The sequence below is a fragment of the Streptomyces sp. NPDC006544 genome (assembly GCF_040611715.1).
Classification (GTDB): Bacteria; Actinomycetota; Actinomycetes; order Streptomycetales; family Streptomycetaceae; genus Streptomyces.
Genome location: NZ_JBEXOV010000155.1, coordinates 1 through 11,584 on the forward strand (window position 1 = coordinate 1; position 11,584 = coordinate 11,584).

General features: G+C 75.3%; 10 protein-coding genes. 6 read left to right on the top strand and 4 right to left on the bottom strand.

Features of this window, described 5'->3' with window-relative positions; genetic code table 11:
• The first annotated feature begins 1,523 nt into the window (after positions 1 to 1,523).
• The gene (locus tag ABZY44_RS35795) at positions 1,524 to 2,369 is read left to right on the top strand and encodes a chitosanase (RefSeq protein WP_356661387.1); all 846 of its coding nucleotides are present in this window, start codon (positions 1,524 to 1,526) and stop codon (positions 2,367 to 2,369) included.
• Here the strand turns inward: ABZY44_RS35795 and ABZY44_RS35800 are convergent.
• A complete protein-coding gene (locus ABZY44_RS35800; RefSeq protein WP_356661389.1) occupies positions 2,342 to 3,964 on the bottom strand; it encodes a glycosyltransferase family 87 protein in 1,623 nt (540 codons plus the stop codon). The genes ABZY44_RS35795 and ABZY44_RS35800 overlap by 28 nt on opposite strands.
• 114 nt (positions 3,965 to 4,078) lie before the next feature.
• On the opposite strand from ABZY44_RS35800, the gene ABZY44_RS35805 reads away from it, so the two are divergent.
• The 3 genes from ABZY44_RS35805 (at position 4,079) to ABZY44_RS35815 (ending at position 6,830) form a co-directional block, all read left to right on the top strand.
• Complete coding sequence (locus tag ABZY44_RS35805) at positions 4,079 to 5,314, top strand: molybdopterin-dependent oxidoreductase (protein WP_356661391.1); 1,236 nt, start codon at positions 4,079 to 4,081, stop codon at positions 5,312 to 5,314.
• Positions 5,311 to 5,748, top strand: coding sequence for a hypothetical protein (locus ABZY44_RS35810; RefSeq protein ID WP_356661393.1), 438 nt, complete (start codon positions 5,311 to 5,313; stop codon positions 5,746 to 5,748). The genes ABZY44_RS35805 and ABZY44_RS35810 overlap by 4 nt, the downstream gene beginning before the upstream one ends.
• A gap of 98 nt (positions 5,749 to 5,846) precedes the next feature.
• Complete coding sequence (locus ABZY44_RS35815) at positions 5,847 to 6,830, top strand: class I SAM-dependent methyltransferase (RefSeq protein WP_356661395.1); 984 nt, start codon at positions 5,847 to 5,849, stop codon at positions 6,828 to 6,830.
• A gap of 156 nt (positions 6,831 to 6,986) precedes the next feature.
• Here the strand turns inward: ABZY44_RS35815 and ABZY44_RS35820 are convergent, their stop codons facing one another.
• The 3 genes from ABZY44_RS35820 to ABZY44_RS35830 form a co-directional block, all read right to left on the bottom strand.
• The gene (locus ABZY44_RS35820; RefSeq protein ID WP_356661397.1) at positions 6,987 to 7,739 is read right to left on the bottom strand and encodes a methyltransferase domain-containing protein; all 753 of its coding nucleotides are present in this window, start codon (positions 7,737 to 7,739) and stop codon (positions 6,987 to 6,989) included.
• 182 nt (positions 7,740 to 7,921) lie between these two features.
• Positions 7,922 to 8,584: a DUF2064 domain-containing protein gene (locus ABZY44_RS35825; protein ID WP_356661399.1), complete on the bottom strand. Its 663-nt coding sequence runs from the start codon at positions 8,582 to 8,584 to the stop codon at positions 7,922 to 7,924.
• Positions 8,581 to 9,291, bottom strand: coding sequence for a glycosyltransferase family 2 protein (locus ABZY44_RS35830; RefSeq protein WP_356661401.1), 711 nt, complete (start codon positions 9,289 to 9,291; stop codon positions 8,581 to 8,583). The genes ABZY44_RS35825 and ABZY44_RS35830 overlap by 4 nt, the downstream gene beginning before the upstream one ends.
• Before the next feature lie 124 nt (positions 9,292 to 9,415).
• Here ABZY44_RS35830 and ABZY44_RS35835 point away from each other — a divergent pair, with 124 nt between their 5' ends.
• Both ABZY44_RS35835 and ABZY44_RS35840 read left to right on the top strand, forming a co-directional pair.
• The gene (locus ABZY44_RS35835) at positions 9,416 to 10,279 is read left to right on the top strand and encodes a response regulator transcription factor (protein WP_356661403.1); all 864 of its coding nucleotides are present in this window, start codon (positions 9,416 to 9,418) and stop codon (positions 10,277 to 10,279) included.
• A complete protein-coding gene (locus tag ABZY44_RS35840) occupies positions 10,276 to 11,391 on the top strand; it encodes a HAMP domain-containing sensor histidine kinase (protein ID WP_356661405.1) in 1,116 nt (371 codons plus the stop codon). The genes ABZY44_RS35835 and ABZY44_RS35840 overlap by 4 nt, the downstream gene beginning before the upstream one ends.
• The last annotated feature ends 193 nt before the right edge of the window (positions 11,392 to 11,584 follow it).

The following is an 11,584-nucleotide window of genomic DNA, read 5'->3' on the forward strand; positions in this document are numbered from 1 at the left end:
CGACGGGCTCCAGGTTTTCTCCGCCGCGGTGGCGAGGGTCTTCCAGTGGGGATCGCCCTCGAGGGAGTTCAGCTCGGTCGCCAGCGTGAACCGCGGCCGCCGGCTGATCCCCGACGGGCCGTAACGAAGGACCCGGCCGGTCCGGGGCCCCGGCGATGCCGGGCCCTGGGCCGGTCCCGGGCCCCCGGCCGCGGGCGGCGGCCGGGGCGAAGCATCGGGCCAGCCGTCCGGGCCGTCCGGGCCGCCGGCGCGGGCTGCCCGGCGGGATGCGCCGCGGGTCCCCTGGCCGCCGGCTGGTCCCCGGCGGCCCGTGACGGAGGGCCCGGCCGGTTCCGGGAGCCCGGCCGGTCCCCGGACGCAGGCCACGGGCGGCGGCCCGGGCGAAGCATCGGGCAGGCTGACCGGGCGACCTGATCGGGCCGACGGGGTTGCCCGGAGACTGACGGGGGCCGACCGGACCCGTAAGGGATGTCTGACGGCTGCGGACAGGGTCGGCCTGAAGGTTTTGCGAGGGAAGGCCCACCGCTCCGCGCGAGCCAGGAAAGGGCTGGTCGCGACCTCGTACGGGGTCGAGTGTCAGCCCGCCGCTTCGAGGGGCCGGGCGGAGTTTCGGTCCGGCCAGGGGGTCGTCCGGACGGACGGACCGGCCCGGGTGACGGTGACCCAGTCGCACAGCGCGGTGCTGGGATGCGGCAGGGGGCCCCGGAGCTCGGCGGCGAGGACGCCGTACACCCTTCCGGCCGCGAACGGCCGGCCGCCGCAGTCGCCCAGCGGCGGCCGGCCCTGCCCGCTGCGGCCCGCCCGGGCAGCCGCCGCGAGCGAGATCGGGCAAGGCCTTGCCGCTGCCGTTGCCGTAGTTGAGGTCGAGGTCGCGTGCGCGCCAGCCGGGCCGCAGTCTGCTGCCCGGTCGAGGTCGAGATCGAGCGCGTGCGTCCACTGGGCCGCAGCCGCATGGGCCGCGGCCGCCTCGGAGGCCGGGCCCGGTAGGCCAAGCACTCCTCCCGGGCGGCGGACCAGGGGGTGAAACAGGCGCGGGTGGGAGTCGGTTGGGCCGCTGCGCCAGCGGATTGGCGGAGTGGCTGCGCACCTTGGGCCGGGCTCCTCGGGGGCGGGCGGGTCCCAGCGCCGGCGCCCTGGGATCTGCGCCTGCGCCTGCGCTGCCGGTTCCGGGCGGCGGTGTCGGCGCGGTGTCGGGGTGGTGCGACGACGCCGCCGAGCAGGTAGCTCCCCGGGCCGTTGAAGCGGGTGGGTGGCTCGGCGGGGCGCTCGTCGGCCGGAGGTGTCGCGCCGAATGCCGCTGGCCGGTACGCGCAGGCTCGTCAATTTTCGGTACCGAAGCGCGTCACCGCGCGGGCGTTCGCGCTGGTCAGTCCTCCGGGTGGCTCCCGTCGGGGCGGGGGGCCGCGCCGCGGGCGCCACCCGGAAGCGTTTCGGCCGGTTCCGGGGTATTGAGTCGGCGCGAGGTCTGGTAGTAAAGTTTCCTAACGAAGCCCCCCGAGCATCAACTCCCTTATGGAGGCCCCGTGTTCACCCCTCACCGCAAGCGACTGGCCGTCAGTGCCGTACTCGGCGCTGCCCTGATCGCCGTACCCGTCACCGCTCACGCGACCGCCGCCACCAGCGCGGACCAGGCCGCCGTGAGCGTGTCCGCGGCCGCCGCCGTCGGGCTCGACGATCCGGTGAAGAAGGACATCGCCATGCAGATCGTCTCCAGTGCCGAGAACTCCTCGCTGAACTGGAAGGCGCAGTACAAGTACATCGAGGACATAGACGACGGCCGCGGTTACACGGCGGGCATCATCGGCTTCTGTTCGGGAACCCACGACATGCTCGAACTCGTGGAGTACTACACGAGCATCAAGCCGGGCAACGTGCTCGCCAAGTACCTCCCCGCCCTGCGGAAGGTCGACGGCAGCGATTCGCACTCCGGCCTCGACCCCAACTTCACCAAGGACTGGGTGAAGGCGGCGTCCGACTCCGACTTCAAGAAGGCCCAGGACCACGAGCGCGACCGGGTCTACTTCAACCCCGCCGTCAACCAGGGCAAGGCCGACGGGGTGGGCGTGCTCGGCCAGTTCACCTACTACGACGCGATCGTCATGCACGGTGACGGCGGCGACTCCACCAGCTTCCGCAACATCCGCAAGCGCGCACTCTCCAAGGCCAAGCCGCCGTCCCAGGGCGGCAACGAGGCCACCTGGCTCAACGCCTTCCTCGACGCCCGCGTCTGGGCGATGAAGCAGGAGGAGGCGCACAGCGACACCAGCCGCGTGGACACCGCGCAGCGGGTGTGGGTGAAGAAGGGCAACTTCAACCTCAACACCCCGCTGGACTGGAAGGTTTACGGGGACTCCTTCCACATCGGCTGATCCGCGCCGCCCGTCGCGCGCGGCGGCGGCCCGGGGCGTACTTCCCCCTCCCCGCTCCGGGCCGCCGCTCGCCTTGCTCCTCGTCTCGCCGCTCGCCCCGCCCCCGGTCCGGCCTCCTGCCGACCTCCCGGCGTGGACCGTGCCCCGGCTCCCGCCTCGGATCCCGCTCCCGCCCCCGTTCCCGGCGCGGACCGCGCCCCGGCGTCCCGCCGGCCCGCCCGGCGTCGTACCGCCGACGCCGCCAGTACGGCCGCGCCCGCCAGCCCGTACGCCACCGGGACGGTCTGCTCGCCGAGCGCGCGCACCGACACGTACGCCGCGGCCCCCGCGACCGCCACGCCCAGCCACTCCGCGCGCCCGTCCAGGGCCACCAGCGCGATCAGGAGCAACGCGTACCAGGAGTACCCCGGGGTCATCAGCAGGAACGCCGTCCCCGTCACCAGCAGCGCCGCGCTCCAGGGCCGTTCGGGGTCGCCGCGGCGCCACACGTACGCCACGACCGCCAGCATCCCGACCGCGACCGCGGGCACCGACCAGGAGTCCGGGAGCACCAGGCGCAGCAGCGCGTAGCGGCCGCCCGAGCCCGGGTCCCCGTACCCCTCCTCCTGCGCGTAGCCGCCCAGGTACCCGAAGACGGACGACCGCGAGGCGAGCACGTAGGGCAGGTACGCCGACGCCGCCAGCGCGGCCGCCGGCACCAGCAGCGCCGCCGCGTCGCGCCACCGCCGTACGCCCGCCAGGGCGCCCGGCAACAGCACGGCGGGCAGCAGCTTCGCCGCGATCGCCAGCCCGAACAGGGCGCCGCCCAGGGCCCGTCGGCGCACGACCACACCCAGCGCCGCCACCGACAGCAGCACGGCGAGCACGTCTACGTGCGCGTTGTTCACCGCCTCCACGGCCACCGCCGGACACCAGGCCCAGTACGCGACCGTACGGAGCCGCGCACCCCGGCGCTGCTGGACCAGGAGCAGCGTCCCTGTGACGGCCAGGGCCAGCAGGGCCCCGCCCGTCTGCAGGGCCTTGTGGCGCACGCCCGCCGGTGACAGGGCGTGCACGACGGTGAAGTACCCCTCCGCGACGGGCGGGTAGACGGTGTGGACGGAGGGCCGGTTGATCCGCGTGCAGACTCCCGGCTCGATCGCCACCCGGTCCGGGTGCCCCCCGCAGGCGGCCCCGCCGCGGGGGAACAGCCAGTCGTCGCGCAGGGCGCGCAGCGCCGGATCGGCGGGGGTGTGGTCGTACGGAGAGATCCCGGCGGCCTGCACCCGCCCGTCCCAGGCGTAGCGGAAGGAATCCGTGCTGGTCAGCGGCGGCCCGGCCAGACCCGCGGCGCAGCAGGCGACCGCACCCCCCAGGACGAGCGGAACCACCCAGCGGGCCGGTACCCGGCGCAGCGACCACAGGGCCGCGGCGAACAGCGTCCAGGCGGCCGCGTACCACCACGTCAGCCCCGCCGGGTCGGAGAAGTAGCCCTCCTCGCGGACGGCCGGCACGAGCGCGGCGGTGAGTGCGGCGAGCAGCAGCACGGTCAGGGCCACGCGGAGGCGGGGACCGAGGCGGAGGGATGGGGGGAGGCGGGGGTGGGGGCGGTTCATACGGGTCAGCCTGGCAGCGGGGACGGGCGCCGGGCGGGCGACCCGGCCCGGTGTCCGCGTTTCGTAAGGTGTCGAAGCGCCCGCGCGGGGCCCGGCGGCGCTCTGATGGAGGACATGACTCCGCCCGCTCCGCCGCCCCCCGCCCAACGGCCTTCCGCCGCCCCGCGGAAGAGGGGGCGCGGGCTCTCGCTCCCGCCGGTCCGGCTCCCGTCGGTCCGGCTCCCGCCGGTCCGGCCACCGTCCTTCTCCGGCCGCCTCCACGACGCCCGCACGGCCACTTCCGTCGGCCGTTGGCTCGGCGCGGCCTTCCTCGTCTGCTTCGCGACCGGGCTGATCAGCCACTACCTCCAGCACCCGCCCGGCTGGGCCGCCGACCTGCTGCCCGGCCGCCCGGTCTGGGGCTACCGGCTCAGCCAGGGACTGCACGTCGCCAGCGGACTGGCCGCGATCGTGCTGCTGCTGGTGAAGCTGTGGGCGGTCTACCCCAGGCTCTTCGCGTGGCCGCCCGTGCGCAGTGTCCCGCACGCGGTGGAGCGGCTGTCCGTGGCGGTCCTGGTGGCCTCCGCGGTCCTGCAGGTGTTCACCGGGCTCCTCAACATCGCCGAGTGGTACCCGTGGCCCTTCGGCTTCATCCAGACGCACTTCGCGCTGGCCTGGGTGGTGACGGGCTCGCTGCTCCTGCACGTGGCCGTCAAAGCCCCCGCGATCAGGGCTCATTGGAGCCGCAGTTCACCCGGCACGCTCGAACTGCCCGCCCGGGACGGCCCCGACCGGCGCTCCCTGATGCTCGGCGTGGGCGCGGCCGTCGGAGCCGTCACGCTCACCACCGTCGGGCAGGCCTTCACGCCACTGGCACGCCTCGACCTGCTCGCGCCCCGCCACCCCGGCTACGGACCGCAGCAACTGCCGGTCAACCGCACGGCCGAGGCCGCCGGAGTCACGCAACGGGCCGTCCAGGACTGGAGGCTGGAAGTGCGCGGCCCGCTCCCGTACACCCTGACGCTCGAGCAACTCCGTTCCCTGCCCAGGTCGCAGGCGCGGCTGCCGATCGCGTGCGTGGAGGGCTGGAGCGCGGACGCGCGCTGGGGCGGGGTGCGGATCCGCGATCTCCTCGCGAGGGCGGGAGCCGGCCCCGGAGCCGGGCTGCGCGTCACCTCGATGGAGGCGGGGGGCGCGTACCGGGTGATGGAGATGGGCCGCGACTACGCAGAGGATCCGCTGACGCTGCTCGCGCTCGAACTGAACGGCCAGGTGCTGGACCTCGACCACGGATACCCGGCGCGCATCATCGCGCCGAACCGGCCCGGGGTGCTGCAGACCAAGTGGGTCACGCTGCTGGAGGTGCTGTGAAGGCCGCGCGGTGGATGCTGGGCGGGTGCGGGCTGCTGCTGATCGCGGTCGGGGGGCGGTTGCTGTCGGTCCTGCCCGACCCGGTCGGCGTCGTGGCGTGGCTGGGCGGCGCGCTCGTCCTGCACGACGGGGTCCTCGCGCCGCTCGTCTTGGCGGTCGGGATGGCGGTCGCGGCCGTGCCCGCGCGGGGCGTCGTACGGGGAGCCCTGCTGACGGGGGGCGCGCTCGTGCTGGTCACCCTGCCCCTGCTGCTGCGTCCGGGGGCGCCCCCGAACCCGTCGGCGCTGCCGCTGCCGTACGGGCGGAACCTGGCCGTCGTGCTCGGCGTGCTGGCGGTGACCGCGCTGGCGGTGGCGCTGGCGCGGACAGGGACGGGCCGGCGCGGGCGGCCGCGCCGAGGACGTGCGGCGGGCCGTGTGAGACGGGGCAGGTGAGACGGGTCCGCTTGCGGCTGAGGGTGTGCAGGGGGCCACCTTCTTGCGTAGTACGCAAGAAGTCATGCACCGTGCGCAAGCCGCTCTAGGGTCGGACCATGCACACGGACCAGCACCGCCACGGGCACGACCACAAGCAGCACGGCGAGCAGGGGCACGATCGCCACGGTGACAGCCGTCAGGGACAGGGCGCGAGCGCCGGCCACGACCACGGCCCCGCCGACGAGACGGCCCTCGCCGAGATGCTCGACCTCGACGGTGAGGTCCTCCACGACTACCTCACCGAGGTGACCGGCCTGATCCACGACCTGGTCCGGTCCGGCTCGGCCCGGTCCGGCCCGGGCCGGGACACTGTCGGCCAGGCGTCGTCCGTCCGCCGGATCCTCGACGTGGGCAGCGGCACCGGTACCGGCACCTTCGCCCTCCTCCGGCGCTTCGAGCACGCCGAGGCCACCGCCCTCGACCTCTCCGAGGAGATGCTGCGGCACCTCGAGGACAAGGCCGGAGCGCTCGGCCTCGCGGACCGGGTCCGCACCGTACGCGCGGACCTGGACGCGGCCTGGCCCTCCGTCGGCCCCGCCGACCTGGTGTGGGCGTCGGCCTCCCTGCACCACATGGCGGACCCCGGCCGGGCCCTCGCCGAGGCCTTCGGCGCGCTGCGCCCGGGAGGACTGCTCGCGGTGGCCGAATTCGGCACGTTCCCCCGCTTCCTCCCCGAGGACACCGGCAGCGGCCGCCCCGGACTCGAAGCGCGCGCGCACGCCGCCGTCGACGCCGCCCGCTCCGAGTCCATGCCGCACGTCGACTCCGACTGGGGCGCGCTGCTGACCGGGGCGGGATTCACCATCGAGGCCCGGCGGCCCTTCTCCGTCGAGCTGACGGATCCGCCGCCCGCGGCCACCGGCCGTTACGCACGGGCCTGCCTCGGCCGCATCCGCGACCACCTCGGCGACCGGCTCGACGCCGAGGACCTGACCGCCCTCGCCACCCTCCTCGACGGAGAGGGCCCCGACTCCCTCGCGCACCGCTCCGACCTCGTCGTCCGCACGCAACGCACGGTGTGGGTGGCCCGCCGACCGTGAGCAGGCGAGCAGGCGAGCAGGCGAGCAGGCGGGCAGGCGGGCAGGCGGGCGGACAGGCCGCCCGGACCGGGGCCGTGGGGCCCAGGTCCCACCCTCGATCCGAGACGGCCGACGCGCGCGGCGGCGACGGTTGCCCGCCGGCGCGACGGGGAGGAGCTACGGGGCTTCGGCCGGGCGGGTCAGCACCGTGAAGGTCCGGCCGCCCGCCGACCAGGTGCCGGCCGGGGTCCAGCCCGCGGCCTCGGCGTGCCGGGTCAGGGCGGCAGGGCCGACGCGGGCCCAGGGGAACGGCGCGCCGAGGCCTCCCCGGCCGTCGGCCACGCGGACCTCGCAGCGCTCGTCCACGTCGGCCTGCGGAGCCGTCTGCACGCACTCCACGATCAGCGATCCGGTCACCGCCACCACCCCGGCCAACCGCCGCAGCAGCGCCGTCGGGTCCCCGCCGATGCCGATGTTGCCGTCGATCAGGAGCGCCATGTCCCAACGGCCTTCTCCCGGAAGGGAGTCGAAGACCGACCGGTGGAGCGCCGTGCCGCCCGCGCGAGCGGTCCGGGCCACCGCCTCGGGGCTGACGTCGATGCCCAGCGCCCGGTGTCCCCGGGCGGCGAGCGCCGACACCAGCCGGCCCGGACCGCACCCGATGTCGAGGACCGTGCCCCGGCAGCGCCGCAGCACCGTCCGGTCCGCCCCGTCCGGAGCCTCGCACCAGCGCTCCACGTCCAGGGGCAGCAGCCACCCGTCGCCCCGCCGCAGATAGAGCGGACCCCGGCCGCTGCGCAGGGCCACGGTGTAGGGATCGGCGGACCAGGCGGCCGCCGAGGCCCCCGCGATGCCGGGGCCGGCGTCCTCCCTGGCGGTCGTACCGGTCGTACCGTTCGTACCCGTCGTGGCAGGGGTGAGCGTGCTCATCGGCGCACCGCCGACCGCGCCGCGAACACGCCCTCGTCCGGTGCCGGGTGTTCCCGTCGGACGGCGGATCGGTGTCCACCGATCAGGGGGGGTGCCCTCGGAGGGCGGAGCTGCCGTGGCAGGCCGCGACGGGGCCGGATGCGCCTCGACCGGGCTCGTCTCCCTGGTGGGAGGGAGCGGGCTCATCGGTGTGCCGAATCGGTGAGGGCCGTCAACTGCGAGGCGAAACGGCCGGTCGGGGCCTCGGCGGCGACCAGGTGGGCGTCGGCGGCCGTGTCCACGTCCCTGAGCACGGGCAGCTGCCCGGTGCGCAGGCCGGCCGCGCGGAGGCGCTCGTACTGGGCCGCGCCCGTGGTGGGACTCGACATCGGTACCCCGCGCAGGAGGGCGGGGTCCGGAGCGGCCAGCCCGAGGGCCCAGAATCCGCCGTCGACGGCCGGGCCGAACCACGCGTCGTGCGCCGTCCAGTCGACCTCCAGCAGGTCCGGGGTGACCTGCGGGGTGTCCATACCGATCAGCAGCGCCGGTCCGGTGCACGCGGCGAAGGCCGCCGCGAGCCGCAGGTCCAGGGTTCCGCCGCCCTGTGGGCGCACCTCGAAGCCCGGCGGCACCCACGGCCCCGGACGGCCCTCGAGCACGAGGACCCGGCGGTCCGCAGGGGTCCGGGCCACGGCGGCGAGGGTGTCGGCGAGCGCTGCCTCGGCCAACCGGGCCGCTTCGACGGGGGAGAAGGGCGGCGTGAGCCGGGTCTTGACCCGGCCCGGCACCGGCTCCTTCGCGATCACGAGCAGCGTGGTCGGCGCGGTCGGCGTTCGCGGCGTGTGCGGCCTGTGCGGCGCGGTCATCGGGAACCCCCGGCGGGGGAGTCGAGGGTGGGCCGGACCACGGGCGGGTCCGCCAGGACCCGGCTCATGTCGCGGACCGCCTGCCACGTGCCCCGCCAGGTACCCGTCACCTTCGACTTCCCCGACCGCGGCAGGTACGGCACGTCCACCTCCCGGATCCGCCAGCCCGCGTCCGCCGCCCGTACGACCATTTGCAGCGGGTAGCCGGAGCGCCGGTCCGAGAGGTCCAGTCCGAGCAGGTGCTCCCGGCGCGCGGCCCGCATCGGGCCCAGGTCGCGCAGCCGCAGCCCGGTGCGGCGGCGCAGCAGCCGGGCCAGCGCCAGGTTCCCCGCCCGGGCGTGCGCCGGCCAGGCGCCGCGGCCCTGGGGGCGCCGCCGTCCGAGCACCAGATCGGCCTCGCCCGCGGCGACGGAGGCCACGAAGCCGGCCAGCAGCCCGGGGTCCAGCGAGGCGTCGCAGTCGCAGAAGCAGACGAGGTCCGCCTCGGATGCGAGCAGTCCGGCGTGGCAGGCGGCGCCGAATCCCCGCCGGGGCTCCCGCACCACCGTCGCGCCGAGCGACCGCGCGAGGTCGGCGGAGCCGTCGGTGGAGCCGTTGTCCACGACCAGGGGCCGCCAGCCGGCCGGGATGCGGGCAAGGACCCAGGGCAGGGCCTCGGCCTCGTTCAGACAGGGAAGTACGACGTCTACCGTCAAGGATTCGCTCACGATTTCACCGTAGGAACCGAGCCCCCGAGAAAGGGCCGCGGACTCCTTACGAAACGCGGACGTCGCCCCGCACGGCCCCCGTGGGCGGTGCCGACCCGCGTCGACGGATGGGAGGCTGGACGCCATGAGCGGCACGGGCACGAGCAGCGGCGGTACGAGCGGAAGCGGTACGAGCAGCGGCGGTACGAGCGGGAGCGAGGCGGGATCGATACCCGGGGCGGCCGGTCGGATCCTGGTCGTCGACGACGATCCGACCGTGTCCGAGGTCGTCACGGGCTATCTGCGGCGCGCCGGTTTCACGGTGGAGACGGCCGCCGACGGCCCCACCGCCCTCGTATGCGCCGAGCGGACCCGGCCGGACCTGGTCGTGCTGGATCTCATGCTGCCGGGGATGGACGGGCTGGAGGTGTGCCGCAGGCTGCGCGCGAACGGCCGAGTGCCGGTGATCATGCTGACCGCCCGCGGGGACGAGGACGACCGCATCGCGGGGCTGGAGACGGGCGCCGACGACTATGTGACGAAGCCCTTCAGCCCGCGGGAGCTGGTCCTTCGGGTGGCGTCCGTACTGCGGCGCGGCGCGGCTCCGACGGCCGCCGCGGATCCCGGAGCCGCGCGAGCCGGCGGCGGGCGGGAGGCCCGGCTGACGGGCGCCGGGATCACCTTGGACCCGGCCACCCACCGCGCCGCCAAGGAGGGCCGTGAGCTGGCCCTCACGGTCAGGGAGTTCGATCTGCTGGCGCACTTCCTGCGGCATCCCGGACAGGCTCACGGCCGCGAGGAGCTGATGCGCGAGGTGTGGGGCTGGGACTTCGGGGACCTCTCGACGGTGACCGTGCACGTACGCCGCCTGCGCGCCAAGGTCGAGGACGACCCCGGGCAGCCGCGGTTGATCCAGACGGTGTGGGGCGTGGGGTACCGCTTCGAACCGGGCGGCCCGCGGCCGGACAGCCGGTACCCGGCCGGCTCGGGAGAGGAGGTTCCGGCATGAAGGACGTCCTGCTCATCGCCCTGTTCGCGTTCGGTGGCGCGGTGTGCGCGGGGGTGCTCGGCGCACTCGTGCTGAGGCTGGTGCGCCACCGGTCGGTGGCGGTGTCCCTGACCGTGATCGCCGCCGTGGCGGTGACGGCCATGCTGGCCGGGACGCTCGCCGTGGCCGAGGCGATGTTCCTCTCCCCGCACGACCTCGGGGTGGTCACCCTGGTGGTGGCGATGGCGGCGGTGGTCTCGCTGGCCACAGCGCTGCTGCTGGGACGGTGGGTGGTGGCCCGGAGCCGTGAACTCTCGGTGGCGGCACGGGACTTCGGTGACGGCGGCAGCTTCGCGGCGCCGTCCGGACCGGCGACGGCGGAACTGGCCTCGCTCTCCCGGGAGCTGGCGGCGACGAGCGGGAAACTGGCGGCGTCGCGGGAGCGGGAACGGGCCCTGGAGAAGTCCCGGCGGGAGCTGGTGGCCTGGATCTCGCACGATCTGCGGACTCCGCTGGCCGGGCTGCGGGCCATGTCGGAGGCGCTCGAGGACGGCATGGCCGAGGACCCGGAGCGCTACCACCGTCAGATCCGCACCGAGGTGGACCGGCTGAACTCCATGGTCGGGGACCTGTTCGAACTGTCCCGGATCCACGCGGGGGCGCTGGCGCTGAGCCCGAGCCGGATGTCCGTGTACGACCTGGTCGGTGACGCGCTGTCCGGGGTGGACCCGCTGGCGCGGGAGCGTGGCGTACGGCTGGTCGGCGAGGCGGTCGACCGGTTGCCGGTGGAGGTGGACGGCAAGGAGATGACCCGGGTCCTGGCGAACCTGCTGATCAACGCGATCCGGCACACGCCGGCGGACGGGACGGTGGCGATCGCGGCCTCGCTGCGGGCGGGCGCGGTGGTGGTGTCGGTGACGGACGGGTGCGGGGGCATCCCGGCGGAGGACCTGCCGAGGGTCTTCGACACGGGGTGGCGGGGCACGTCGGCGCGGACGCCGGTGCCTTCGGCCGGGGCGGGGCTCGGGCTGGCGATCGTACGGGGCATCGTGGAGGCGCACTCGGGGCGGGCGGTGGTGCGGAACGTGCCGGGGGGCTGCCGCTTCGAGGTGACCTTGCCGGCCCCGGCCTGACCCGGTCCCGGCCTCGGTTCTGAGCGCGTCTGGGCTCGGGCCCGGTTGCTGGGCCCGGCTCGAGGCGGACCCGTTCGCTTCGGGTCCGTGGGCGGGTGCGGGTCCGCTGCCGGGGGCCAGCCCCCGGACCGCCGCGCCTCACACGCCGGCGGGGCTGGGTTTGTCGGCGGGGCTGGGTTTGCCGGCTGGGCTG